Source organism: Thermosynechococcus sp. B3 (genome assembly GCF_030323045.1).
Taxonomy (GTDB): Bacteria; Cyanobacteriota; Cyanobacteriia; order Thermosynechococcales; family Thermosynechococcaceae; genus Thermosynechococcus.
In genome coordinates this window covers 2,201,962-2,228,422 of sequence record NZ_CP097584.1, presented here as the reverse complement: position 1 = coordinate 2,228,422, position 26,461 = coordinate 2,201,962, and the positions used below count along the sequence as shown (strand labels likewise).

Here is a 26,461-nt window from a genome sequence, read left to right as displayed (position 1 = left end):
GAGGATCAAGCTAAAATGGCCAAGTCCAGTGGCTAAACTCCGGCTTGTCCACACCGTACTCGTAGGCGTAGTTGCGGGCTTCAATTTGCATGTTGCGGAATTTCTCCTTGGCATGGGCACCCGCCACTTGAAGACCGGGGAGGCGATCAATGGCATCAATGGCAAGACTAAAGCGATCAATCTCATTATTGATGGCCAACTCAAGGGGGGTGTTAATGTTGCCCTTTTCTTTGTAGCCGCGCACGTGCAAATTACGGTGATTGTGACGGCGGTACGTGAGACGGTGGATCAACCACGGATAACCATGGAAGTTAAAGATAATCGGGCGATCGAGGGTAAAGAGACTATCAAAGTCGCGATCGCTGAGGCCGTGGGGGTGTTCGGTTTCCGGTTGCAGCTTAAAGAGATCCACCACATTGATATAGCGAATCTTCAGCTCTGGAAACTCCTGCCGCAGGAGGGCGATCGCCGCCAACGCCTCTTGGGTAGGAATATCCCCCGCACTGGCCATCACCAGATCCGGTTCACAGCCTTGATCATTGCTGGCCCAATCCCAAATGCCTAGCCCCTTCGTGCAGTGGATAATTGCCTGATCCATCGTCAGGTACTGCAAGTGCAACTGCTTGTCGGAGACAATCACATTCACATAGTTTTTGCTGCGCAGGCAGTGATCCGCCACCGACAGCAGTGAGTTGACATCAGGCGGTAAGTAAATGCGCGTAACCTTTGCACTCTTGTTGCAGACAATATCCAAAAATCCCGGATCCTGGTGAGTGAAGCCATTGTGATCCTGCCGCCACACCGTTGACGTAATCAGCAGGTTCAACGAGGCAACATCCGCCCGCCACGAGAGTTCATTGCAGATGCTCAACCATTTGGCGTGTTGGTTAAACATCGAGTCAATGACATGGACAAAGGACTCGTAGGTGGAGAAGAAGCCATGGCGACCCGTCAGCAGATAGCCCTCCAGCATCCCCTCCATGGTGTGCTCGCTGAGCATTTCAATGACGCGACCATTAGGGGACAATTCACCGCCATCGGCGTCCTCCTCAAAGTATTCCGCAATCCAGAATTTCTTGCTGACCTCGTAAATGGCATTGAGTTTATTCGAGGTATTTTCATCGGGACCAAAGACACGGAAATTGGTCATGTTATTGCGCATCACATCCCGCAGGAAGACCCCAAGGGGACGGGTATTTTCCACCTCAATTTGGGCGGGTTTCTCAAACGTAATGCCGTACTGCCGAAAGTCGGGCATTTTCAAATCCTTGCGCAATAGCCCACCATTGGCGTGGGGATTCATGCCCATACGGTAGTTGCCGGTTGGCGCCAAGGCCTTGAGTTCAGGACGAAATGTGCCATTCTCATCAAAGAGTTCTTCGGGGCGGTAGCTGCGCAGCCAATTTTCAAGGAGCTTAAGGTTTTCAGGGTTGGTGTGGACATCGGCCATGGGCACTTGGTGTGCTCGCCAGAAGCCTTCCACTTTGTGGCCATTCACTTCCGCGGGGCCTGTCCACCCTTTGGGGGTGCGCAGCACAATCATCGGCCAACGGGGCAAGGTGGTGACGCCCTCTTCCCGAGCTGCTCGTTGAATCTCCTTAATTTTAGTCACGCAGTAGTCGAGGGTGGCGGCCATTGCTTGGTGCATTGAGGGGCGATCGGAACCTTCCACAAAGCAGGGTTCATACCCTAGGCCCCGGAAGAAGTTTTCCAAATCCTGATGGGGAATCCGTGCCAAAATCGTCGGGTTGTTAATCTTGTAGCCATTCAAGTTGAGAATCGGCAAGACTGCCCCATCGCGCGCCGGGTTGAGGAATTTATTGATGTGCCATGAGGTGGCCAAAGGCCCCGTTTCTGCTTCCCCATCGCCAACCACTGCCGCCACAATTAAATCAGGATTGTCAAAGGCAGCACCACAGGCATGGGAGAGGACATAGCCCAATTCTCCCCCTTCGTGTATCGAGCCGGGCGTTTCTGGGGTGCAGTGGCTCCCAATGCCACCGGGGAAGGAGAACTGCTTGAAGAATTTTTTGAGGCCGTGGGCATCCTCACTAATGTTGTGGTAAATCTCGGTGTAACTGCCTTCAAGGTAAACAGGTGCCAAGACCCCCGGTGCCCCATGACCGGGACCCGCTAGGAAAATCACCTCCTGTTGGTACTTTTTAATAATGCGATTGAGGTGAAGGTAGCAAAAGGACAGACCTGGACTCGATCCCCAGTGACCAAGGAGGCGTTTTTTGATGTGTTCAGGCTTGAGGGGTTCCTTGAGTAGGGGGTTATCGAGCAAATAGATCATGCCCACGGCCAGATAGTTACAGGCACGGAAGAAGGCATCCATGGCCTCAACTTCACTATCACTCAAGGGCTGTCCTTGAATCGTGGCGCGAGCCGGCCCAAAGGCATGAATATCAGCGGTGAGTTCGGTGGGACGGGGAGGAGAGCTAACCATACAGTATCCTCGTCAAGTCAGCATGAGTATCAGGAAAATCAACTTAGATCAATAGATCAAAGTAAAGTGCCAACGGCATTCAAAAGAGTCCACAGGTTACTAAAAGCATTTGCTAATTAAGGACACATCCTAAACAGCCGTCTTTAGCCTACAGCCCCATCCTAGGATGCTGAAATGGCTAGGCTCGCAAATGCGCTAGATTTTTTAACGTTGATTCGACTCAGTGAATGCCCCAATGCCTGAAAAATTTATGCGGCAAGTTCAGCGGGCAGCGGTAAGCGAAAGAGCTGACAGGCGTTGAGGGTGGTTTGCTGTTCTAATTCCAAGAGGTCACATTGTCGCAGACGGGCGACGGCTTCAGCCACAAAGCGCACATAGCTGGGTTCATTGCGTTTTTCGCCGCGTTTGGGCACAGGGGCAAGGAAGGGGCAATCCGTTTCCACCAGTAGGCGATCGCTGGGAACCATTTGTGCCGAGGCATGAATTTGTTTGGCGTTCTTAAACGTGACGGTGCCGCTAAAGCTGATAAAAAGACCCAGATCGAGAAACCACTCCGTTTCTTCGGGGGTACCGCCCCAGCAGTGCATCACTCCTTGCACCTGCCCGCGATCGCGAACAAACTGTTGAAGCAAATCCCGCGCGGCAGCAGCTGCTTCCCGACAGTGGATAATCACTGGCAGATTCAAGCTGTGGGCAACCTCCAACTGTGCCCAAAAGGCCGCTTCCTGTTCTTCGCGATTCGTGGCTTTGTAAAAATCTAAACCCGTTTCGCCAATGGCCACCACTTTAGGATCACTGGCGGCAAGGCGGGCAATTTTTTCCTTGAGATCCGGCTGCCACTGCTCCGTATCTAGGGGATGGAGACCCACTGCCATAAAGAGTTCGGGAAACTGCGCGGCAAGGCTCTGAATGGTGGGAAATTCACTGGGTTCAACGCAGGAGTGAACCAGCCGCACCACTCCCGCCGATCGCCAGCGTTTAGCCACTGAGTCGAGATCGGGCGCGTACTCTGGAAAGTTGAGATGGACGTGGGTATCCACCAACATGGGGATTAGGCAGCCGGTTGCAGCGTTTTGTTGAGGATACGGGTCAGCCGCGCTTTACGACGGGCACCGGTGTTGCGATGGAGAACACCGCGCTTAACGGCTTTGTCAATTTTGCTAAAGGCCAAGTTGAGTCGCTGCTGGACTTCCGCCAGTTTTTCCGGAGTGGGATCGGCAGCATACTGACTAATAGCCGTCAAGTAGTTTTTAATCAGCGTCCGCACTGCCGAGCGATAGGCTTTGTTGCGAAGACGGTTGCGCTCAGCAATTTGGGCACGTTTAGCGGCAGATTTGATGTTAGCCACAGGTCACCTGATGATCAATCACACATTAAGAACAAATAACCATTATAACCGTTGACTGAGCGATCGCAAGATCTTGGCTGCCAGCATTGCCGCCCCAAAGCCATTGTCAATATTGACGACACCAATGCCGGGGGCACAGGAGTTGAGCATTGTCAGTAGCGCTGCCAAACCGCCAAAGTTCGCGCCATAGCCAATACTGGTGGGCACAGCAATCACGGGCACTGAGACTAGCCCCGCCACCACACTGGGCAGTGCCCCCTCCATGCCAGCAATCACAATGAGCACGGCCATCTCCTCTAGGCGATCGCGCACACTCAACAGCCGATGAATCCCCGCCACCCCCACATCCCAAAATCGCTCAACCCCAAATCCTGACAGTTGCAACGTCACTGCTGCCTCTTCGGCCACGGGCAGATCCGCTGTGCCCGCACAGACCAAGCCCACCGGCAGGGGAAACTGCGGCGGCAAAATGGGGGCTGTACTGCAAATCCGTGCCTTTTCAAAATAGTGCAGTCCACCAACGCGCGATCGCAGGGCCTCAAACACCTCGGGAGAAATACGTGTGGCCATTACACAGGGATAGTGGGGACGCATCCGCTCCAAAATCTCGGCAATCTGCTGCGGGGTTTTGCCGGGTCCCCAAATCACCTCTGGAAAGCCGGTCCGCTGCTGCCGCTGGTGATCAATGCGTGCAAAATCGCCAATGGGTTCGTAGGACAGGTGTTGCAGTTGGCGATAGGCGGTCTCTACGCTCAGTTGCCCTTGGGCGATCGCCGCCAAAATCTGCCGCAGTGAATCGGGCATTTAGCCTCCAATTCCCAAGCGACCCGCTAGCCCCGGCGCCATCGGGATCAAGGTAGCGGCCATCAGGAACAATAGCAGCAGACCAAGACCAGCACGGGTATCATCGGGTTCGGTGATCTCATCGAGACTGGGCTGATCCATATCCCGCTGCAACAGCAGAATCACCAACGCCCAATACAAGGCCAAGGGGTTGACGATCGCCACCAAGCCCAAGACCACAAGGGTCATAATCGTCAGTCGTTTGGCGGTTTTGGTACCGTAAATGGCTTGAATAATCCGCCCCCCATCCAGTTGTCCTGCGGGCATCAAGTTTAAGGCCGTCATGATCAAGCCCAGCCAGCCCAGAATCACAAAGGGATGCACCATCACCACTTCACTTTGCAACTGCTGCCCCAAAAAGAGCTTGGCGATCGTCCCCACCAAAATCGAGCCTTGGAAAAAGAGGGTCGGCACCTCTAACCCCTGGCTCGTGGGCGAGAGAACAAGGCCAATGGCCAACAGCAGCAGCGAAACACTACCGGCGGCGATCGCCCCCGCTGCACCAATGTCAAAGAGTTGACTGCGATTGGCAAGGAAGGATTCAATGCGGGTCATGGCCCCAAAAGTCCCCAACTGCCACGCGGGTAAGAAAATGGGCGGCCCTAAGCGCGCTCGATAGCGGTTGGCCATTAGCCAGTGACCCCCTTCCCGTATAGCAGCAATGCCAAAGAGACCCAAGGCAAAGGGGAGCGATCGCTGGAAGAGGCCAGTGGTTGGATTTCCCAGTAAGCTAAACCCCTGCAGGATGGCACTGGTCTCGAGACAGGTTCCAAGGGTGGCCACCGCCAAGAAAACCGCTGCCAGCTTCTGAAGATTGCCCGAGCGAATCGGTTCGGTCGTCATCGGTAAAATCACGACCATCGGCTTGCCATCCCCATTGGCCACCATAAAGAGGCGATAGCGATCGGGCAAGGCGGCCTGTAGGCGTTCAGTGAGTTGCTGATGCACCACTTTGGCCTCTCCCCGCAGATTCCCCGGGCAGATCACGCCCCCTTTGTAGGGAATGTAGTCGGTGGCGAAGTAGGTATCAACGCTAAAGATATTTTGAATGGCTTGTAGGTCTTCAGCGGGAAGGCTGGGTCGTGCAGTAGGCTGGGCTGGGGTCGTCTGCTCTGTGGTGGCTTGCTCTAGTTCCGAACGGCCAGAGGGAGCAGAGGGTAGGGGCAATTCGGCGGTGGCCGCCAGCGATCGCAACCAACGGCCAAGGGCAACATAGGCCACAATCGAGAACACCAGCCCAAAGAGCACGGCAGCAAAGTTAATCACAATCCCAAAGCTGAGGCTGCCAAAAACCACTAGCCAAGGGAGCATCAGGACAAGGGTTTGCAACCAAGCCACAATCCCCAGCTTGCCGTAGGGCAGGTTGCGGTACAGTCCCCACGCCAGTAGGGCGATCGCCCCCGCCAATAGGCCTACCGTAATAATCATGCGTTACCTCCCGCGTTTGCAAACGTTAGCGCGTGGCCATCGTGGTCAGTTGGGTCAGAACTTGACTGGCACGCTCTGTAAATTGCTGCATACCATTGGCATCAAAGCCCCGCTGTGACAATAGAGCCAAATCGTAGATATACTGACACAGCTTTTCGACCAATGCACCCGTTTCTGAGGTGCCGCTGGTTTGAATAATCGTGCCTTGGTTGAGGCTGAGGAGATTTTGCACCAAGGGATGGGCGGTATTGACAACAAGGGTATGCTCCTCCGGCAACTGCGCATTAGGTTGCTGCTGCATCATTGCCATCATTTCCTGCATCCGCCGACTGGTTTCGGGCAACAGGATCATTGCCGGAGGGGCATCGGCCTTGAGGGCTTCGGTGCGAATGGTCAGTTTCGGCTTTTTCAGCACGGATTCAAAGAGGGATTTGATCTGCTCGCTGCGGGTCTTCTTCGTGGTGGGATCCACTAGTTCGCTCTCTTTGTTTTTGTCAATGAGCGTCTCATCGAGTTCTGCATCCACCCGCAGAAACTTGACATCGCTGTAGTTCTGCTCCAGCCACGGCACAAAGTGGGTATCAATGAAACTGTCCATAAACAGGACTTCAATCCCTTGGCTTTTAAGCAGTTGCACGTAGGTGGCTTGGTTCACCTCATCGGTGCAGTAATAGACGCGCTTGCCTTGGCGCTCTTGGTTGCGCTCGAGGTACTCCTTGAGGGTGGTGTAGGTTTTGCCATCCACTTGGATGCCCCCCTCACTGGCCCAGACATCTTCGCTTTCTTTAGAGGTTAGTTCAGCGGTGGTGCGGTAGATGAGAATGTCCTCCACCTGCTTTTTGAACTTCTCATCGTTGATGGAACCGAATTTGACAAAGGTGCCCAAGTCTTGCCACGAGCGTACGTAGGCCGCCGGGTCTTCGCGGTATAGCTCCTTCAGGCGATCGCCCACCTTTTTGGCAATGTAGTCGGCAATTTTGCGCACCGTGCGATCGTTTTGCAGGAAACTGCGGGACACATTCAGGGGAATGTCGCTGCTGTCAATGACCCCCCGCAAAGGCAGCAAAAAGCGCGGGATCACCTCTTCGCAGTTATCGCTGACAAAGACTTGGTTGCAGTAGAGCTTAATTTGCCCCTTAGTGACATCAATATCGGGGCGCAGCTTGGGAAAGTAGAGAATGCCATTGACCACAAAGGGATAGTCGGTATTGAGGTGAACCCAAAGCAGCGGGTCTTCTTGAAAGGGATAGAGATAGCGGTAAAACTCTAGGTAGTCCTCTTTGCTGAGGCTATTGGGGGCACTCTTCCAAGGGGCAATTTGCTTATTAATTTGCTCACCCCCTAGCTTAATTGGCACCGGCAAAAAGTCACAGTATTTGCGTACCAATTCGCGAATGCGGCCGGGTTCTAGGTACTCCAACTCACCCTCTTGCAGGGTTAGGGTGACGGTTGTACCAACACTGGTGCGCTGACCATCGGAGAGGGTAAATTCAGTGGAACCATCACAGGTCCAATGCACGGGGACGGCACCTTCGCGGTAGGAGAGGGTATCAATTTCCACCCGTTCTGAAACCATGAAGGCAGAGTAAAACCCCAGCCCAAAGTGACCAATGATTGCGTTTTCCCCTTCCCCTTTGTACTTTTGGACGAATTCCTCGGCACTGGAAAAGGCCACTTGGGTAATGTACTTTTTCACCTCCTCGGCGGTCATGCCAATGCCGTTGTCGGCGATCGCCAGCTTTTTATTTTCTTTGTCAATCGTGATCGTCACTTCCGGGTGATCCACATCGCCGCTATATTCCCCAGAGCGTGCCACCATCCGCAGTTTTTGAATGGCATCTACGGCGTTGGAGACCAGTTCCCGCAGGAAAATCTCATGATCGGAGTAGAGCCACTTTTTAATAATTGGAAAAATGTTCTCAGTATGGATTGAAATGGTTCCCTGTTCCAACATGATGCTTCCCGTGAGTGTATTCTTGGTCAGACAACCTCTAGTGTATCGGTAGGGGTTGCCCTTGCTGTTGGCGGAAAACCGATCTCTCCATCGCCTCCCAAAGAGTGACAATGACGGTATTGGCCATCAGAAATCCTTCTGGCTGGGTCAAGTGCAGGCGATCGCCCGTCAAAGAAAGCATCTCTGGAGACATGTTTGCCGCTGCTGCTTGTAGGGCTTCAACCCACGACATCGGAAATTCATCCGCTAGAGCAGCTAAAGAGAGGCCATCCCTGAGGCGCAAGCCCAGCATGAGGGTTTCCAACCAGCGATCCCACAGGGCATCTGGACTGACTTGATTGAGGCTCTCGGGTAAACTTTGCAGCCATTGATAGTATTCCCGGCGGGTACGCGGACGGCTGAGGCGACGATGCCCGAGATAACTGGTGGCGCCCATGCCAAAGCCATAGTAGGGTTGATTGCGCCAATAGACTTGATTGTGACGACAGGCAAACCCCGGTCGGGCATAATTGGAAATTTCATAGTGCTCATACCCTGCTGCTGTTAGCCTCTTGTGGGTAAGGCAGTAGGCGGCAGCGGCTTGCTCTTGAGTGGGTAGGGAGTCTGTTTCGGGTTGATAGCGTTTGCTAAAGACGGTTTTGGGTTCAATGATCAGGTCGTAGATGGATAGATGGGCAGGGTTGAGGGCGATCGCTTGCTCTAGGGAGCGTTGCCAACGCTGCAGGGATTGATTCGGTAGCCCCAAAATGAGATCCATGCTCCAATTTTTCACCCCAACCTCGTGAATCAGAGCCACTGCACGCTCAACATCGGTCACATCGTGACTACGGCCACATACCCGCAATAGCTCATCGTCAAAGGCCTGTACACCCAAGCTGACGCGATTTACCCCTACTTTGAGATAGCCCTGCAATTGTTTTAAGTCAAAGGTTCCCGGATCCATTTCCATAGAAATTTCTGCCCCTTGGGCAATGCCTATTTGGCGATCGAGGGCTTCCAGCAGTTGGCCAATGTATTGCGGCGGGACTAGAGACGGTGTTCCCCCCCCAAAAAAAATCGTTTGGAGCGGTAGCCGCTCAGCAGGGGTATGGGCAATTTCTTGACAGAGTGCAGCCACATACTCTTGGATAAGTGATTCTGCCAGTGTCGGAGAATCCCCCACTACCGTAATCGGAAAGTCACAGTAGAAGCAGCGGCGCCGACAAAAGGGTAGATGAATGTATGCGGCTCTAGTCATTGTTTTCTTAACTGGTTTGTGATGAAATCTGGCTAGGCAGCCGACCTTTGGCAACCAATAGCTCCCATGCCCGCAAAACAGCGACCAAATCAGAGGCAAGGCGGTATTCATTGGCTTCAGCAAAGCGCACCGTTGCGGTGGGGGTCGAGACGAGATGAATAGGCACCGGTCGTTCTACGGGTGTGGGTACAAAGTCAAAGCCATTGAAGCGCTCAAACCGGCGATCGCTCAACAATTGATTAAATTGACTGACTTGAGCAGGTGTCACTGTGCGTAGGGTGCGGCTGAGGGTTTCCCCGCGAGCATTGGTGGTTTGCTGCACAATCCGACCATCGTTATAGAGCAGTGTTGTTGTCGTTGAGGGTGAACGATTTCCAGAGGCATCACTTTGCCGAATCACGCGAAAACTTACACCCTCAGGAAGGGGGGGCGGCAACTCTTCTGGACTCAGGCGTTGGGGGCGCTGAATCAGGGTGCCGATCATTCGACTGCCAGCGGCATCCCAAAGAATCAGGGAACCACTTTGATTGGTGCGATAGACCCACTGTTGGGGATAGGGAGCATTGCGATTCGTCAGGGTAATTTCCCAACCGGGGGTTAAACGCTCAGCACAATCAACCCGCAATCCCCCCAAGCCCAAACAGCCATCGGACCAAACTTTGGGCTGAACTTGAACCACGCTAATTTGCTCTAGTTCCTCACCAAACTGCTCGGCAGCGATCGCGATCGCCCGCGTAATGATCTCTGGAGCTGGTGTTGCTGCTTGCACCACAAGAGGCACTGCCACTGCCAAGAGGGATGTCCAACCATTCATTAACAAAGTCTCTACCCTTTGACCATCATCATAAAAAAAGACCGCCCCCGATGAAGAGGCGGTTCCTTTAACTAAACGCTAGTTAGAGTTGCTCTAGGAATTAGCCGTTGATGCTAGGAGCAATCATGGCCACAGGAGCAGACTCAGCGCTGGCCAAGTCGAGGGGGAAGTTGTGAGCATTGCGCTCGTGCATCACTTCCATACCCAAGTTGGCACGGTTGATGATGTCAGCCCAAGTGTTGATCACGTTGCCTTGTGCATCCACAACGGAGTGGTTGAAGTTGAAACCGTTGAGGTTGAAGGCCATCGTGCTGATACCCAGAGCGGTGAACCAAATACCGATCACCGGCCAAGCGGCGAGGAAGAAGTGCAGCGCACGGCTGTTGTTGAAGCTGGCGTATTGGAAGATCAAGCGACCAAAGTAACCGTGGGCAGCCACGATGTTGTAGGTTTCTTCCTCTTGACCGAATTTGTAACCGTAGTTTTGAGACTCGGTTTCGGTGGTTTCACGGATCAGGCTGGAGGTCACCAGCGAACCGTGCATGGCGGAGAACAGAGCACCACCAAAGACACCAGCCACACCCAGTTGGTGGAAGGGGTGCATAAGGATGTTGTGCTCAGCTTGGAACACAAGCATGAAGTTGAAGGTACCAGAGATACCCAGGGGCATCCCGTCAGAGAAGCTGCCTTGACCAATGGGGTAGATCAAGAACACAGCGGTAGCGGCAGCCACAGGAGCGGAGTAGGCCACGCAGATCCAAGGCCGCATACCGAGGCGGTAGCTGAGTTCCCACTCACGACCCATGTAGCAGAAGACACCGATCAAGAAGTGGAAGATGATCAGTTGGTAAGGGCCACCGTTGTAGAGCCACTCATCAAGGGAAGCAGCTTCCCAAATGGGGTAGAAGTGCAAGCCAATGGCGTTGCTGGAGGGGACAACCGCACCCGTGATGATGTTGTTGCCATAGATCAAGGAGCCAGCAACAGGCTCACGGATGCCATCGATGTCCACAGGGGGAGCAGCGATGAAAGCAATCACGAAGCAGATGGTAGCAGCGAGCAGAGTGGGGATCATCAACACACCGAACCAGCCCACATAGAGGCGGTTGTTGGTGCTGGTAACCCAGCTACAAAATTGCTCCCACAGGTTCAGTTGCTCGCGACGTTGTAAAACAGTCGTCATAGTGATAAGTCCTGTTGAACAAGATGAATGAATGTTACAAACCGTTTACACTCCCAAATCGAGTCCCTGAGAGGCCTTAGGCGCACCCGCTGGTGTTGTGCAACGGAATGTAACCTTATATTAACCAATCTCTCAGAAAAATGTAAAGGGTTGTGTCTGAATTTTATATTCTGTTAATGATTTCTCAGGGATCAGGGGTGTCCTCGCGCGATCGCTGGCTGGGAATCCAAGTAATGGGTAAGGTCAATAGATAACTGGTTAAGGTGGCGATCGTAATCAAGGGCAGCATTGATGTATGGGAAATCACCGTCAGAATCACCGCCAGCCCCAAAGGTGTTTTGGTCACCACCACCGTGATTGCCGCCATCATGCCAGCCAAGGCCACACTCAAGGGTGTATTCGGGAGTGCCTCATGTACGGCCATGCCCACACAAGCACCTACAAAAAATAGGGGAAAGACGACCCCCCCACGGAAGCCCCCCCGCAGACAGAGACTCAGGGCAACCAGCTTAAAGAAAGCGACGCTCAGCAGAATGCCAATGCTGTAGCGGTTGACCACTTGGATGACTTGTTCAATTTGCCGCTCACCGTAGAACAGGGTGATCGGATGCATCAGGGCAATCAAACCAATCAGAAAACCCACCGCCACAATTAAGACAAGAGGATATTGTCGATAGGGGTTCAGCCAGCGTTGAATCTGCCGATCTACAAGGATAAAGAGTGTTCCCACCGCCGCACCAATGATGCCGAGCAACACTGCAAAGCCAATATCCTCAGGACGCAGCGTATCGTAGGCAGGGAACCGATAAATGCCACCAATGGTTGTGCCTGTAATGACCCGAAAAAGGGTAAACCCAGCAGCCGCAGAAATCAGGGCTGGAATGATTGCCTCATAAAACTCCACACTGCGGCGATGGGGGACTTCCAAAACAAACAGTGTGGCGCCGAGGGGGGACTCAAAAAACACGCCCATGCCCGCTGCCATACCGCAGAGGGTGAGAATACGGGTGCTCTCTGGGGGTAGATGCAAACGCTCCGCGAACCAACTGCCCAAGCCGCCATTGATATCAATCATGGGACTTTCAGGGCCAGCACTACTGCCAAACAGCAAAGATAGGCTAGAAGCTAATGCCATACCCGGTAGAAAGCGATAACTTAACCGACCCTCGTGGTGTAACTCTGCGATCGCATCCGCGAGTCCCTCCGTTGCCCCCAAGAATTTGACCGATAAGCCCACCAACAAGCCACCAAAGGCCGTCAAAAGCGGCATGTAAGGATAGAGGTGCGCCCACGTGCCAATGCTCACTTGGCTAGGATCAGTCCCCCACAACAGCGCAAACCCCAGCTTAAGAGCGAGATAAAAGGCCGTGGCCACGCAGCCACCAAGCAGACCAACGATTAGGGCATACAGGAGCAAACAAGGGTAAGGGCAGGAGGCTCTGGCCATAGAAGAAGAGTTAGCGGCGCCGCCACCAGACAAAAACGGCTGAGCCAAACCCGACAAGGGGCAGCAGAAAGACACTGATAATCTCTAGCCAACGACTGGTGGTGACATTGAGTTGCAGGCGGCGATTGGTGGTTTCACGCGGCCGAATCGAGAGTGCCTTTTGGTCGCGATCGCCCAACCAGAGCACGGAATTGACAAAGAGATCACTATTAATCCCTTGGTAGGCAATCACGCCATCGGTGGCAAACTCCGAATCCCCAAAGACCACCAAGCGGGCTTCCTTCGGTGGGTTATCACTCAACTGACGGGTAATCGCTACACCAATCGGCAGCGGCCCTTTGGTATCTACACCTTCAGTGAATTCAAGGTTGCCCGACTGCCAGTCGGTTTCCGCCCAAGTTTGCGGGCCCGAGAGGACAATTTCCACAATGTCATCATCCTTCACAGGATCAATGCGAATGGCTTGCGCGCGGGGAAAGACACTCGGACCTTGGGCAAAGCGTTGAGTAATCGGGTGATTGCCATAGGTGGTGACAATAATCGTATCGGGACCGAGTCCCACCTGTTGACCCACACCAGAGCCATCAATGACCCAGCGATTATCGAGGGTGAGTCCCCAGTTTTTCAGTAAATCATCCAGACCGGCGTTGACATCAACATCGAGCATTAGCAACAGGCTACCACCCCGATTCAGGTACGCCTTGAGCAGATCCTGCTCCAGACGCAAAAAGGGTTGCCGCGGTCCAGCGACCACAATGACATTGGCATCTTCGGGAATTTTGCCCTTCTCCAGCAAATTCAGGGGCAGGAGTTCCACATCTCGCTGCTCAAGAAGTTTAGCCACTTCACTGAGACTGGCGGAGCCACCTGTGAGGGGAAGTTCATTGTGCCCCGTGGTGAAATAGGCACGGATCGTGCGATCGCTCGTCACACGAATCAGGGCAGGGGTGAGGTTACTTTCGGAAAGGTCTTCATCAATGCGCTGAGTTTTCTCGCCCGCCACAACAATCACTTGCCCCACTTGCGTCACGTTGTACTTTTTAGCAAGGGCGGGTTGCTCTTGGGGGTCAATGAACTCGAAGGAAAATTGGTTATTGGCCTGACGGCGGTACTGTTCCAACAGCAGGCGATCGCGACTGGCGGCATTGGCATCAAACACCAATACCCGCACCGGCTGCTCCAGAGTTTGCAGAACATCACGGGTTTCCGCTGCTAAGGTAAAGGCACGGTTTTCGGTGAGATCGATTTCAACCCTGTAGCGATCGGCCAAAAAATTGACGATGCCCAATAGAGCAATCACCGCAATCACAGTCAGGATGGCATTCGTACTGGTTTGGGTAGAACGCCGCCCCCAAAACCCTGTGGAGACACGACTTTGCTGGATCAGCCACAGCAGTAGGGCAATCCCCCCCAAAGCTAAAAGGCTCAAGGGTAACCAATTCCAGCGATTGGTGACGATGCCAGCACTCAAGCCAGCAATGATCAAAAGTGGCGCCGCCCACAGCAATACCGTGGTCAATCGTTCAGGTGAGCCTAGGGCAAAGCGTTTCATGACCGGTACCCCCTAATTGCGCTGGTAACGAAAGGCATCAATGGACTGTGCCGTGAGGAAAATGCCGAGGAAAATATAACTACCAAAGACAACAAGACTACTGCTGCGGAAAATTCCCCGTGTCAGGTTGGTAAAGTGCTCTAGGGGTGAGACGTAGGTGAGGATATCACTGAGATTCCCGCCGGTATTTTTAGCCAAGACATCGAGTACCCAGAGAATCAGCAACACCGCAAACCCCAAAATGGCCGCTAGGATCGTGCTATCGGTCAAGGATGAGAGAAACATCCCCAAGGAGAGAATGGCTGCTGCTAAAAGAATCAATCCGCCATTGCCCGCAAGAATTAGCCAAGGGGAGAGGGGGGGCGTACTCTGTTGGAGCGCCACAAACTGATAGACAATCACAGGCAGCAACAGCGTGGTATAAAACGTCAGCACTGCCAAGAGTTTACCCGTTGCCACACACCAGTTCGTAATCGGTGAGGTGGCTAAAAGTTCGAGGGTGCCGCGTTTGCGCTCTTCGGTGTAGAGTCCCATCGAGAGCATGGGCAAAATGACTTGGGAAATGGAGCCGAGGAGTCCAAGGAAACTTTCGAGGATGAGCTTGGGAACGTCAATGGCTTGGCTCGGCGCCCCAAACTGTTGTTGCAGCAAATCCTGCTGAGCTACTTGGCTAATAATTGTCGTCATCACAACGAGGAAAAACAGGCCGCTGAGCAGCCAGAACACCCCGGCAATCACATAGTAGAAGGGGGCACTAAAGTAACTCTGGAGTTCGCGGCGATAGATGGCAAGAATGTTAGCAAGGAGGACACGCAGCCCGTGGAGGGAAACGCTAAGCACGGGCTTCTTCGGTGGTATCGCTGGGTTCATCGGTCGTTAGCTTCAAGAACACCTCCTCTAGGTTGGCACGGGAGCGGCGCATTTCAAAGAGTTGCACCCCATTTTGGACAAGGAGAGTGGCGAGATCGGCACCGATTTCTGAAGGACTGCTGACCTGAAGTTGCTGTCGCCCTTGGGGAGTGCTATTGCCCCATGTGATCTGTTGCAGAGCAGGCAACTGTTGGAGGAGGGATTCAATAGCGGCGCGATCGCCCAAGAGTTCGAGGTCATAGGTGTAGCTACCGCTGAGGCGTTGCAGCAGTTCATCCAGTTTGCCAATGCCCGCCACTTCGCCTTTATTGATAATCACGGCGCGATCGCAGGTCATGCTCACTTCCGCCAAAATATGGGTGGAAAGAATCACTGTATGCTGTCCCGCCAAGTTTTTAATCAGGTTGCGCACCTCAATAATTTGACGCGGATCGAGACCCACCGTGGGTTCATCCAGAATGATGGCTGGCGGATCGTGAACGATCGCTTGGGCAATGCCGACCCGCTGCCGATAGCCCTTCGAGAGTTTGCGAATAATGGTCTGTTGCCGATCCCAGAGGCCGCAGCTTTTGAGGGCATATTCCACCCGCTGGGGGCGATCGCCCGCACTGACGCCCTTGATGCGAGCCACAAAGTGCAAATAGCCCGCCACCGTCATTTCCGTATAGAGGGGGGGATTTTCTGGCAGATAGCCAATGCGCTGCCGCACCGCCATCGGATTCGTGTGGACTTCATAGCCTGCAATAGATGCTGTGCCACTCGTTGCCGGTAGATACCCCGCCAAAATCCGCATTGTGGTGGTTTTGCCTGCGCCATTGGGGCCGAGGAGACCGAGAATCTCACCACTGGCCGCTGAAAAGCTGACATCCCGCAGCGCGACGGTTGTACCGTAAACCTTGGTCAGGTGTTCGACCTGAATCATGGCGTTTCCTCAACTCGTTCTACGGGAAACATTGACACACAATGTAGCCGTTTTCCTCATCAAATACTGAGGACTTGGATAGTGGTATTTTGGGGCAGATTGGCTGCCGATAGACTGAGGGAGGCACCCCCACTGCGGCGAACCGGGGTTCCCTCCATAACTTTCAAAAAGTCCTCTAGCCCTGTCAGATCACAATTATTGGGGTCAGCCGCTGCCGTCCGATAGTGGGAAGGAATGACCAAACGGGGTTGCAAAACTTCAACGGCTGCCTTGGCCTCCTCAGCCCTATAGGCTTTGTCACTTCCTCCCACTGGCACAATCATCACATCAGGCCGTCCCATGAGAATGCGTTGTTCAATCGTGATCGGCATGGCAATGCCGCCCATGTGCAGGAGATTGATGCCCCCCTGCTGCCAGCGCCAAACCACGTTGACGCCAAAGCGAAAGCCACCGACGCGATCATGACTGGTGCGGATGCCCTGAATACTCAAACCATTGACTTTATAGGAACCGGGTTGAAAAAGCAGTTTAGGCCGACCGGGTAAGCCTTCGATGTAGCCCTCGTCTAGGAGGCGACTACTGATCATGACAATATCCGCAGTGACACGGGGAGGCCGCAATCCTTTGGTGCAACCAATGGGACGGAAGGGATTCACCAGTACCCGCTGACCACTGCCGGTGAAGAGAAAGCAGGTGTGGCCAAACCATTGCAGAGAGAGACCCCCCCCTTGGGCATGGGCTGCCCAGTGTCCACTCAGGCTGGCGATCGCCCCAACTTGAGCCAAACGCAAGAACTGCCGCCGTTCCATTTTCTCTCCCCACACTCCTATTCCAGCTCAGTGTACCGAAAAGTGGCTGGCTCACAACGATGGACTGGACAGCCGTCGCAAAAAGTTCCGTAGCAGGTCTTTGCCGCAGGTGGTGAGAATGCTCTCCGGATGGAATTGCACCCCTTCCAGCGTCGGATATTGGCGGTGGCGCACCCCCATAATTAGGCCATCCTCTGTCCAAGCCGTAATTTCCAATACATCAGGGCAACTGTCACGATCAATAACAAGGCTGTGGTAGCGGGTTGCGGTAAAGGGTTGGGGCAAATTTTGGAACACCCCCACACCACTGTGGTAAATTTCTGACGTTTTGCCGTGCATGAGGGTTGGTGCGAGCGTCACCGTGCCGCCGAAAACTTCACCAATCGCTTGATGTCCCAAGCAAACCCCCAAGATGGGTAGTGTGCCAGCATAGGTGCGGATCAGGGCTTCGGAAATTCCAGCGTCCGCAGGGCGACCCGGACCAGGAGAAATCACAATACCCGCAGGGGCGAGGGCAGCGATCTCATCGAGGGTGATCTTGTCGTTGCGAAAGACCCGCAGATCCGCAGCAATTGGGAACTCCTGCGCTAGCTCTCCTAGGTACTGGACAAGGTTGTAGGTGAAGCTGTCGTAGTTATCAATAACGATAATCAAGGGAGAGGTGTCCTCATCATCTTCGATGCTTTGTGTTTTGATCCTACTACCCAAGGGGTTGAGGCAATGGTGCAGCTATGGTGTCAGGGACGCTGTTTTCCCTCGGTAGCAGCGGTGATCTTTGATAAAGATGGCACATTAGCAGATGTTGCCCATTACCTGCGGTGGGTGGCGATCGCCCGCGCTGTGAAAATTGCTGAACACTTTCCCAACCTCAAAGCGTTGCTACTTCAGGCCTTTGGGGTGATCGGCGACCATCTCGATCCCACTGGATTACAAGCGGTGGGGACACGGCAGGAGAACCAAATTGCAGCTGCAGCCTTGGTTGCTACCCAACAGGTTCCTTGGGTTAGCGCCCTAGAACTGGTGCGCACTGCCTTTGAAGCAGCAGAACTGAAGTTTACGGCCAAAGCAGCGTTTACACCACCCCTGCCGGGGGTCATTGAACTCGTGCAACGGCTCCATGGGCGAGGATGCGCGTTGGCGATTATCTCTAGCGATCGCAGGTCGGAAATCGAGGCTTTTTTAGACACCTATCACCTGAAGCCCTTTTTCCAATGCTGGCAGGGGGGAGATGAGCCACCCACGAAGCCCGATCCGCAGGTACTCCTGAGGGTGTGCGATCGCCTTGGGGTGCGACCCAATCAAACCGTGGTTATTGGCGATGCCGATAGTGATGGCCTCATGGCACAGCGGGGGGGTGCAGCGGGCAGCATTGGTGTTACGTGGGGTTGGCATCGGCCACCAGTGCTCAATTACTGTGATTGCATCCTTGCCTCACCCTTGGAGATGCAGATTAGTGCTGACTGAGAACTAATTAGACTCAGTGGTGATTGAGGGTTACTCGCAATGAGTCAAGCATAATTAAGGCGGTAGTGGAGATAAACCTCATTGCCCACGGGCAAGACATTCAGGAGCATCAACCTCCCTGAGAAGGCAATCTCCTCTGGATAGAGGCTAGGCGCTACCGACCCTAGGAGGAGGGGGCAGAGGGTCAACCACAACTCGTCAATGGCAGCCATCTGCAACAGGGAGGCGAAAAGCTGTCCTCCTCCCAACACGGCCAAGGTTTGCACACCAGCCTCTTGAATGTGCCTAAACGCCTGCGGCCAGTCAATCTCCGCCACCCCAGCAGACCAACAGTGATCAAAGGCAGTGGATCCTTGCCAGCGGCTGGCGCCTTTCTCGGTGGTCAGTAAGGCACGGTGAATCGGCTGGCGAAAGAAAGGGAGATTGAGATCGAATTCACCACTAGCGGAGCAGACAATTTGCAGCGGTTGGGGCGATTGCCCTTGGTGCTCACGCTCAGCAATCAGATGGGGAGACTGAAGGCGCATCGCTGTCCCCCCCAAACGCAATGTTGTCGCCCCAAAGAGTACGGCATCCACCTGTGCCACCTGCTGTTCAAGGTGCTGAAAGTCATAGGCCGAGGCAATGCGCTGACCCAAAGCATCGGCGCGAGCAAGGCGGCCATCTAAACTACTGGCCAAAACTGCAATTGTGTAGGGGCGAGAAATCGGCTGGAGCTGGCTCAAGGGATCATGACTTTTTCAGTCGCTGGCGCAGGCGTCTCATTGAGCAATTCTAGCCGTTGCTGGCTGACGGGATCACTGGGAAAAAAATTATCTCTCCCCTCTTGCACCAGTAGCTCCGTACAGGGGATCATGTCGGAGAGAATTGCACTTGCCATCATGCCGCTGTGAACTTCCAGTTGTCCTGCCCGTGGCGATTCAAATACCAGTCGCTGCCCCGGAAAAACAACCCGCTCGAAATACCAGTTGGCAATATTTGTAATCCGCACCACCTGAATTTTGCTGGTGGCGTTGACATAACAGCAGAGGATGCGATCGCAACTATCGCTAGGGACAGGATCAAAGATTTGCGGCATAGGAAGTAATGGTTTGTTATAGGACGTGTCTTTACCCTTGTTAGCCTAACATTGCCAATTCGATCCAGTTGTAAACTCAACTACAGGATGGACAGTTCATCCTTTCCTTGAGTTCCCGTGATCCCCTGTTGGAAAGGCGCAAATGTGTTACAACCTAAACAGCGATAGAGATTTATTAAGAATTTAGCGTTTCCATAGATCTTGGGCTAGCCTATGTCCCCGCGTGTCCTCTACGTCCGTCTCCCCTGCAATCCCATTTTTCCCATTGGTGTCGTCTATCTTGCGGATTATATCCATAAGCAATTACCCAGTGTTGAACAACGCATTTTTGATTTGGGAACGGTGCCCCCCCTTGATTTTCGCCGTGCTCTTGCCCAAGTGATTGATGACTTTGAACCCACGCATCTTGTTTTTTCTTGGCGGGATATTCAAATCTATGCCCCTGTGGGGGGACGGGGGGGCAATCCACTGCAACATGCCTTTGAGGTCTATTACGCCCGCAATCCCTTGGTGAAGCTGCGGGGGGCGATCGGGGGTCTGCGGGTGATGAGTGCCTACTATGGTGAACTCTGGCGAAACCTCAATTTAATCCGTTTGGGACGCCACCATGCCAAGCGTCACCATCCGCAAGTCACAACCATCGTCGGTGGCGGTGCGGTCAGTGTCTTTTATGAACAATTGGGTTCTCAACTGCCCAAAGGCACCATTGTTTCCGTTGGTGAAGGGGAAACGCTGCTGCACAAAGTCCTAACGAGCCAGCCAATTGCCGGGGAGCGTTGCTACATTGCGGGTGTGGAAAAGCCCCGCGATCGCCTCATCCACGAATGGCCAACCCCCATCGAAAAAACCGCCTGCAACTACGACTACATCGAGACGATTTGGCCAGAATTTGAGTATTACCTTCAGGGGGGCGACTTTTATATTGGGGTGCAAACCAAGCGCGGCTGTCCCCACAACTGCTGCTACTGCGTCTATACCGTGGTTGAAGGCAAACAGGTGCGCATTAACCCTGCTGAAGAAGTCGTCGCCGAAATGCGCCAGCTCTACGATCGCGGTGTGCGCAACTTTTGGTTTACCGATGCCCAGTTTATCCCCGCTCGCAAATTTATCCCCGACGCGATCGCCCTGCTGCGGGAAATCCTGAAAGCAGGCATGAAGGATATTCACTGGGCAGCCTACATCCGTGCCGACAACCTCACCCCCGAATTGTCTGAGCTAATGGTGCAAACGGGGATGAACTACTTTGAAATCGGCATTACCAGTGGCTCCCAAGAACTGGTGCGGAAAATGCGCATGGGCTACAACCTGCGAACGGTGCTGCAAAACTGTCGTGATTTGAAAGCCGCCGGGTTCAACGCCCTCGTTTCTGTGAATTACTCCTTCAATGTCATTGACGAACGCCCTGAAACGATTGCCCAGACCATTGCCTACCACCGCGAACTGGAACGCATTTTTGGTGCAGATAACGTTGAGCCAGCCATTTTCTTTATTGGCCTGCAACCCCACACCCATCTTGAGGCATATGCCCTCGAGCGCGGCATTCTGCGCCCCGGCTACAACCCCATGAGCCTCATGCCTTGGACTGCTAAGAAATTGCTTTGGAACCCCGAACCGATGGGATCCGTCTTTGGGGAAGTGTGCCTTGCGGCTTGGCGCCTCAATCCCAATGACTTTGGCCGCACCGTCATGGATCTACTGGAGGAGCGCTTTGGCTGTGCCCCCTTGGCGGAGGCCTTGTCTGCGCCTCTTGAGGAACGCCCTTTGGTGCATCGTTAAAAAAAGCGCGATAAAATGACCATTCCCCCTTAGAATGTTTCCTAGATCATTTCTGGCAATGAGTTAGTAAACAGAGGAAGGGATCAGGTGGTTAGAGTCGCTATCAATGGTTTTGGGCGCATCGGTCGGAACTTCATGCGTTGCTGGTTACAGCGGAAAGCCAATAGCAAGCTAGAGATTGTAGGCATCAACGATACCTCCGATCCCCGCACCAATGCCCATTTGCTGAAGTATGACTCAATGTTGGGCATTTTCCACGATGCCGAAATCAGTGCTGACGACGACTGCATCTATGCCGGTGGCCATGCGGTCAAATGTGTGTCCGATCGCAACCCTGAAAATCTGCCCTGGAGCTCCTGGGGAATTGACCTCGTTATTGAGGCCACGGGGGTCTTTACCAGCCGCGAGGGCGCGAGCAAACACTTAAGTGCAGGGGCAAAAAAAGTTCTGATTACCGCGCCCGGCAAAGGCAATATCCCCACGTATGTGGTCGGGGTGAATCACCACACCTACAATCCCAGTGAAGACATCGTCAGCAATGCCAGTTGCACCACCAACTGCTTGGCGCCGATTGTCAAGGTGCTCCATGAAACCTTTGGCATTCAGCAGGGGATGATGACGACGACCCACAGCTACACGGGGGATCAACGCCTACTCGATGCCAGTCACCGCGATCTGCGGCGGGCACGGGCAGCAGCGATGAACATTGTGCCCACCTCTACGGGGGCTGCTAAGGCAGTCGGATTGGTGATTCCCGAGTTGCAAGGTAAGCTGAACGGGATTGCCCTGCGGGTACCCACCCCCAATGTTTCTGTAGTGGACTTTGTTGCTCAGGTGGAAAAACCCACCATTGCTGAGCAGGTGAACCAAGTGATCAAAGAAGCCTCTGAAACCACCATGAAGGGGATTATCCACTACAGTGAATTGGAACTGGTGTCTTCCGACTATCGCGGTCACAACGCCTCCTCGATTTTGGATGCGTCCCTCACGATGGTGATGGGGGGCAATCTAGTGAAAGTGGTGGCTTGGTACGATAACGAGTGGGGCTATAGCCAGCGGGTTCTGGACTTGGCAGAGCACATGGCCGCTCACTGGGCTTAGTCGTTTCATTTTAAGGATTGGTTCGCAACTCACGATGCAAGATAAATCGATGTTAATGATTCCGGGTCCGACGCCGGTACCGGAGTCAGTTCTTCTGTCCCTCAGCAAACATCCCATTGGCCATCGCAGCGGTGACTTTAGCGAGATCATGGCGGCGGTGACGGCAGGGTTGAAATGGCTGCATCAGACTACGAACGATGTGCTGATTTTGACCGCCAGTGGCACAGGGGCAATGGAGGCCGGGATCATTAACTTTCTCAGTGCGGGCGATCGCGTCCTTGTGGGCTGTAACGGTAAGTTTGGCGATCGCTGGGGGGAAGTGTGCGATGCCTACGGCCTCAAAACCGAGCGCATTAGCGCCCCTTGGGGACAACCCCTCAACCCCGATGACTTCAAAGCCGCCCTTGAGGCGGACAGTGCCAAAACGATTAAGGCGGTCATCATTACCCACAGTGAAACCTCCACAGGGGTGATCAACGACTTAGAGGCGATCAACCGCCATGTCAAAGCCCACGGCCAAGCCCTGATCATTGTGGATGCCGTCACCAGCCTAGGAGCAGTCAATGTCCCCGTTGATGAGTGGGGGTTGGATGTAGTTGGCTCTGGCTCCCAAAAGGGCTATATGATTCCGCCGGGGTTAGCCTTTGTTAGTGTGAGTGCCAAGGCATGGGAAGCCTACAAAACCGCTACACTACCGAAGTTCTATCTTGACCTTGGCAAATACCGCAAAGATGCCGCCAAGAACACAACCCCCTTTACGCCACCGGTGAATCTCTTCTTTGCCCTGAAGACCGCACTGGAGATGATGCAAGCGGAGGGCTTAGAGAATATCTTTGCCCGTCACCAGCGCTTGATGCAGGCCACCCGCGCCGCCATGAAGGCGCTCAACTTGCCCCTCTATGCGCCAGATCACTGTGCCAGTCCCGCGATTACGGCGGTGGCACCCCAAGGGGTGGAGGCCGAAAAGATTCGCAGCCTGATGAAAAAACGCTTTGACATTGCCCTAGCTGGCGGTCAAGATCATCTCAAGGGGCAAATTTTCCGAGTCGGTCACTTGGGCTTTGTCAGCGATCGCGATATTTTGGCAGCCATCAGTGCGCTTGAAGCCGTGCTTGGCGAATTGGGGTACAGCAACTTTAGCCCCGGCGCTGGGGTAGCCGCCGCCAGTCGTGTATTGACCACGGCCTAAGTGATGGAGCCTTGGTTACAACCACTGGCCGTCCAGCAGGCACGACGCATTTGCGCCAGTTTTCAACAGTGGACAGGGCGATCGCTCCTGCCGCATCCTGCTGAGGATGATTTGGGTTTGGCGCAACAGTTGTTCCACTGGTCACAACCAGTGCTGTCCCACGGCTGTGAGACGGATCCCGTTCTCAACTATGGCAACCACGCCGCTCTCACCCTGTGGGAACTCTCTTGGCCAGAACTGGTGCAACTGCCTTCGCGGTTGACGGCGGAACCCATGGCTCAAGAAGAACGCGCGAGACTTCTTGCTGCAGCAGCCCGCCAAGGCTATGCCAACAACTACAGTGGTGTTCGCATTTCTCGTTCTGGGCGGCGGTTTCGCATTGAAAATGCTTGGATTTGGACGGTTTTGGATGAGACGGGCAATCCCATAGGACAAGCAGCAACGTTTAATCAATGGCAGTTCCTGTAGCATTGATCTAACCACTCGCGTGTAAGTTGCTGTACAAGGTTGTCCATGAAAGAACTCCTTGCCCATTGGTTGCATCAGGTTCAAGCCTTCCGCTATCATCGCCGCACGCCAGAAAGCCTCAATCAATTGATTCGCATACTGTATGCTGAATCCCATTTGAATGTTCCCTATGTGGTCTTGATTGTTACGTCCTGCGCAATCGCCACCTTTGGTTTGCTCGCCAACAGTGCCGCTGTGATTATTGGGGCGATGGTGATTGCACCGCTGATGCTGCCGATTCGCGGATTGGCCTTAGCCGCTCTCATTGGCGACTTCAAGATGTTTCGTGAGGCAGCGATTGCCTTGATTGTCGGCACCCTCATGGCCATTGGCATGTCTTGGACGATTGGTGTCATGGTGGGTCTTGAGATCTATGGCAGTGAGATCATGGCCCGCTCCCAACCCAATCTGCTGGACTTGGGCATTGCGGTGGCCGCAGGTGCCGTGAGTGCCTATGCGGTGGCGGAACCCCGTGTTTCAAACACCTTGGCGGGGACAGCGATCGCCGTTGCGCTCATGCCGCCCGTTTGCACCGTTGGCCTTGGGATAGCGCAGTTGAATACGAGTCTGAGTGTGGGTGCAACGCTGTTATATTTCACAAACCTGTTAGGAATTACGCTGGCCTGCATGGTAGTTTTTGTCATTGTGGGCTATATCCCTCTGCACCAAGGGCGCCGTCCCCTCACCATTGCCGCTGCCCTCACCGGTCTGTTGGTGATTCCCCTTGCCATTAGCTTCAGTCGGCTCATTGAACAAGCGCGGTTGCAACAGCAAGTACGAGAGGCGCTCATTCGCGGAACGCTGACATTTCAACGCCTCGATCTGTTGGGCATGGAGACGAATTGGGTCAGTAACCCACCCGTGATTCGGGTCAATGTGCGTGCCCGCGAGCCGGTCACCCCAAAACAAGTGGCACTCATGGAAGAGTTTATCCAACAGCGGATGAATCGCTCTTTTCGTTTAGTCCTACAGGTGTCTAGCATTGAAGAGGTCACCTCAGGGGAGCCGTTGCCCTAATTTTTTGAGCGTTAAGCCAAAATGTTAGACTATTGAGATTGCAGCTGATCTTTGGTTGCATCTGTCTTTTGTCAACGCTTCCCATTGACGCATGAGTGACTTTCTCCCCTACGCCTATCTCAACGGTCAGTTTGTTCCCTTTGCAGAGGCCAAAATTTCTGTGGCCACCCATGCCCTCCACTACGGAACAGCCGCCCTAGGAGGCTTGCGCGGTCTCCCCAATCCGGCCAATTCCAAGGAAATTCTCCTCTTTCGGCTGGAGGATCACTGTCGTCGCCTCAGTCGCAGTGCCCACTATTTGGGCTATGAATTGCCCACCAGCGAGATTAAGTCGAAAATTGTTGCATGGGTGCAAAAAAACCAACCCAGCGTGCCCTTCTATATTCGGCCTTTGGTCTATACCTCTGGGCTAGGCATTGCGCCACGGCTCCATGACATTGAGAAGGATTTTCTTATTTACGGCATGCCCCTTGGCGATTACCTGTCAGCTGCAGGCGTTACCTGTCGCATTAGTTCATGGCAGCGGCAGTGCGATCGCTCCTTCCCGTTGCGGGGCAAGCTGACCACCTCCTATATTGTCTCGGCACTAGCAAAAACAGAGGCTGTTTCCTCTGGCTTTGATGAGGCGATTCTCCTCAACGATCAAGGGAAAGTCTGTGAAGCGTCGGGGATGAATCTCTTCTTGGTGCGGGATGGGCAATTGATTACGCCGAGCGTGGATCAGGATATTCTGGAGGGGATTACGCGCCGCAGTGTGATTGAACTAGGGCAAGCAGCCGGTGTCAAGGTGATTGAGCGGCCTGTGGATCGTACGGAACTGTTGATCGCCGATGAGGTCTTTTTGACCGGCACGGCTGCGCGAATTGTGCCCGTCAGTCGGATTGAGACCTACACGCTGCCGAGCGATCGCCCCCTGACACGCCAACTGCAAAAACAATTACAGGCCATTGTTGAAGGCCGGGAGCCACAGTATCGCCACTGGGTTGATGTCATTCCCCTCTAGCTCAAAGGTTCGTAATCCGCTTAGGTGAGGTACTTACACAGACTTAATTCAGTTCCTTTCGGGTTCCAATAGACCTCATCAAAGATGGCATAGATCAAAAATAAGCCCCGACCACATTCACAGTCGGCGGCTGGCAACAACTCATCAGCGGTCTCAGAAACATTACTAGGAGGAGAGAAACCATCCCCCTGATCTGTAATCACCCACCAGCATTGATCGGGAGAAAAGGTATAACGGACAGACACCAGCTTTTCGGGATTGAGTTGATTGCCGTGGCGAGCCGCATTGACGAGGGCTTCTTGGAGACCTAGCCTAATTTCATCTTTGTACTGGGGGGGAAGATCACTGAGTAGAATCTCTAGGATGGGTTGGAGAAAAAGTGTCGAGGGAAATGCTAGGGTTTGCCACTGAGGCGCAACGTACATTAACGTCATAGACGGCATAACCCGCGAAGGATAACTGGGCAGCGG

At 53.8% G+C, this 26,461-nt stretch carries 25 protein-coding genes; 7 read left to right on the top strand and 18 right to left on the bottom strand.

All coding sequences use genetic code 11. The annotated features are described in order from the left end of the window. Nucleotides 1-10: 10 nt before the first annotated feature. From M0646_RS11030 to M0646_RS10960, 15 genes are all read right to left on the bottom strand, one after another. The gene (locus M0646_RS11030; RefSeq protein WP_286649642.1) at nucleotides 11-2,449 is read right to left on the bottom strand and encodes a phosphoketolase; all 2,439 of its coding nucleotides are present in this window, start codon (nucleotides 2,447-2,449) and stop codon (nucleotides 11-13) included. A gap of 248 nt (nucleotides 2,450-2,697) precedes the next feature. Further along, nucleotides 2,698-3,495, bottom strand: coding sequence for a TatD family hydrolase (locus tag M0646_RS11025; RefSeq protein WP_286625711.1), 798 nt, complete (start codon nucleotides 3,493-3,495; stop codon nucleotides 2,698-2,700). 5 nt (nucleotides 3,496-3,500) lie between these two features. Beyond that, on the bottom strand, nucleotides 3,501-3,797 hold the full coding sequence (rpsT, locus tag M0646_RS11020; protein ID WP_149820827.1) for a 30S ribosomal protein S20: 297 nt from the start codon (nucleotides 3,795-3,797) through the stop codon (nucleotides 3,501-3,503). A 42-nt stretch (nucleotides 3,798-3,839) separates the two neighbouring features. Continuing rightward, nucleotides 3,840-4,601 carry a nickel pincer cofactor biosynthesis protein LarB gene (larB, locus tag M0646_RS11015; RefSeq protein WP_286625710.1) on the bottom strand — a complete coding sequence of 254 codons (762 nt, stop codon included), beginning with the start codon at nucleotides 4,599-4,601 and terminating at the stop codon, nucleotides 3,840-3,842. Further along, nucleotides 4,602-6,068 (bottom strand): site-2 protease family protein, encoded by a 1,467-nt coding sequence (locus M0646_RS11010; RefSeq protein WP_286625709.1) that lies wholly within the window; start codon nucleotides 6,066-6,068, stop codon nucleotides 4,602-4,604. Nucleotides 6,069-6,093: 25 nt separating this feature from the next. Next, complete coding sequence (gene htpG / locus M0646_RS11005) at nucleotides 6,094-8,022, bottom strand: molecular chaperone HtpG (protein WP_286649641.1); 1,929 nt, start codon at nucleotides 8,020-8,022, stop codon at nucleotides 6,094-6,096. Between the two features lie 37 nt (nucleotides 8,023-8,059). Further along, complete coding sequence (hemW, locus tag M0646_RS11000; protein ID WP_286625707.1) at nucleotides 8,060-9,259, bottom strand: radical SAM family heme chaperone HemW; 1,200 nt, start codon at nucleotides 9,257-9,259, stop codon at nucleotides 8,060-8,062. Nucleotides 9,260-9,266: 7 nt separating this feature from the next. Then, nucleotides 9,267-10,073 (bottom strand): hypothetical protein, encoded by an 807-nt coding sequence (locus M0646_RS10995; protein WP_286625706.1) that lies wholly within the window; start codon nucleotides 10,071-10,073, stop codon nucleotides 9,267-9,269. Nucleotides 10,074-10,173: 100 nt separating this feature from the next. Further along, nucleotides 10,174-11,256, bottom strand: coding sequence for a photosystem II q(b) protein (gene psbA, locus M0646_RS10990; protein WP_181495653.1), 1,083 nt, complete (start codon nucleotides 11,254-11,256; stop codon nucleotides 10,174-10,176). Nucleotides 11,257-11,440: 184 nt separating this feature from the next. Then, nucleotides 11,441-12,703 carry a chloride channel protein gene (locus M0646_RS10985; RefSeq protein WP_286649640.1) on the bottom strand — a complete coding sequence of 421 codons (1,263 nt, stop codon included), beginning with the start codon at nucleotides 12,701-12,703 and terminating at the stop codon, nucleotides 11,441-11,443. Nucleotides 12,704-12,713: 10 nt separating this feature from the next. Then, nucleotides 12,714-14,255, bottom strand: a complete 1,542-nt coding sequence (locus M0646_RS10980; RefSeq protein ID WP_286649639.1) for a Gldg family protein — start codon at nucleotides 14,253-14,255, stop codon at nucleotides 12,714-12,716. Between the two features lie 12 nt (nucleotides 14,256-14,267). After that, complete coding sequence (locus M0646_RS10975; protein WP_190278347.1) at nucleotides 14,268-15,071, bottom strand: ABC transporter permease; 804 nt, start codon at nucleotides 15,069-15,071, stop codon at nucleotides 14,268-14,270. Between the two features lie 16 nt (nucleotides 15,072-15,087). Further along, nucleotides 15,088-16,047, bottom strand: coding sequence for an ABC transporter ATP-binding protein (locus M0646_RS10970; RefSeq protein ID WP_149820809.1), 960 nt, complete (start codon nucleotides 16,045-16,047; stop codon nucleotides 15,088-15,090). Nucleotides 16,048-16,106: 59 nt separating this feature from the next. Beyond that, a complete protein-coding gene (locus M0646_RS10965) occupies nucleotides 16,107-16,856 on the bottom strand; it encodes an MBL fold metallo-hydrolase (RefSeq protein ID WP_190278075.1) in 750 nt (249 codons plus the stop codon). 51 nt (nucleotides 16,857-16,907) lie between these two features. Beyond that, on the bottom strand, nucleotides 16,908-17,510 hold the full coding sequence (locus tag M0646_RS10960; RefSeq protein WP_286649638.1) for an aminodeoxychorismate/anthranilate synthase component II: 603 nt from the start codon (nucleotides 17,508-17,510) through the stop codon (nucleotides 16,908-16,910). Nucleotides 17,511-17,576: 66 nt separating this feature from the next. Between M0646_RS10960 and M0646_RS10955 the strand changes: the two genes are divergently transcribed. Further along, the gene (locus tag M0646_RS10955; RefSeq protein ID WP_286649637.1) at nucleotides 17,577-18,320 is read left to right on the top strand and encodes an HAD family hydrolase; all 744 of its coding nucleotides are present in this window, start codon (nucleotides 17,577-17,579) and stop codon (nucleotides 18,318-18,320) included. Between the two features lie 44 nt (nucleotides 18,321-18,364). Here M0646_RS10955 and M0646_RS10950 read toward each other — a convergent pair whose 3' ends face one another. Both M0646_RS10950 and M0646_RS10945 read right to left on the bottom strand, forming a co-directional pair. Further along, nucleotides 18,365-19,045 (bottom strand): RibD family protein, encoded by a 681-nt coding sequence (locus tag M0646_RS10950; protein ID WP_286625698.1) that lies wholly within the window; start codon nucleotides 19,043-19,045, stop codon nucleotides 18,365-18,367. Then, nucleotides 19,042-19,398 carry a DUF1830 domain-containing protein gene (locus tag M0646_RS10945; RefSeq protein WP_149820800.1) on the bottom strand — a complete coding sequence of 119 codons (357 nt, stop codon included), beginning with the start codon at nucleotides 19,396-19,398 and terminating at the stop codon, nucleotides 19,042-19,044. Before M0646_RS10945 ends, M0646_RS10950 begins: the two co-directional genes overlap by 4 nt. Before the next feature lie 213 nt (nucleotides 19,399-19,611). On the opposite strand from M0646_RS10945, the gene M0646_RS10940 reads away from it, so the two are divergent. From M0646_RS10940 to M0646_RS10915, 6 genes are all read left to right on the top strand, one after another. Next, nucleotides 19,612-21,174 carry a photosystem II high light acclimation radical SAM protein gene (locus M0646_RS10940; protein ID WP_149820798.1) on the top strand — a complete coding sequence of 521 codons (1,563 nt, stop codon included), beginning with the start codon at nucleotides 19,612-19,614 and terminating at the stop codon, nucleotides 21,172-21,174. Between the two features lie 87 nt (nucleotides 21,175-21,261). Then, the gene (locus M0646_RS10935; RefSeq protein WP_149820796.1) at nucleotides 21,262-22,275 is read left to right on the top strand and encodes a type I glyceraldehyde-3-phosphate dehydrogenase; all 1,014 of its coding nucleotides are present in this window, start codon (nucleotides 21,262-21,264) and stop codon (nucleotides 22,273-22,275) included. Nucleotides 22,276-22,309: 34 nt separating this feature from the next. After that, nucleotides 22,310-23,464, top strand: coding sequence for an alanine--glyoxylate aminotransferase family protein (locus tag M0646_RS10930; RefSeq protein WP_149820794.1), 1,155 nt, complete (start codon nucleotides 22,310-22,312; stop codon nucleotides 23,462-23,464). 3 nt (nucleotides 23,465-23,467) lie between these two features. Beyond that, a complete protein-coding gene (locus M0646_RS10925) occupies nucleotides 23,468-23,932 on the top strand; it encodes an MEKHLA domain-containing protein (protein WP_149821808.1) in 465 nt (154 codons plus the stop codon). A 45-nt stretch (nucleotides 23,933-23,977) separates the two neighbouring features. Next, nucleotides 23,978-24,988 (top strand): DUF389 domain-containing protein, encoded by a 1,011-nt coding sequence (locus M0646_RS10920; RefSeq protein WP_149820792.1) that lies wholly within the window; start codon nucleotides 23,978-23,980, stop codon nucleotides 24,986-24,988. 91 nt (nucleotides 24,989-25,079) lie between these two features. Further along, a complete protein-coding gene (locus M0646_RS10915) occupies nucleotides 25,080-25,991 on the top strand; it encodes a branched-chain amino acid transaminase (RefSeq protein ID WP_149820790.1) in 912 nt (303 codons plus the stop codon). A gap of 20 nt (nucleotides 25,992-26,011) precedes the next feature. Here M0646_RS10915 and M0646_RS10910 read toward each other — a convergent pair whose 3' ends face one another. Beyond that, nucleotides 26,012-26,434, bottom strand: a complete 423-nt coding sequence (locus M0646_RS10910; protein ID WP_149820788.1) for an ATP-binding protein — start codon at nucleotides 26,432-26,434, stop codon at nucleotides 26,012-26,014. Nucleotides 26,435-26,461 lie beyond the last annotated feature (27 nt).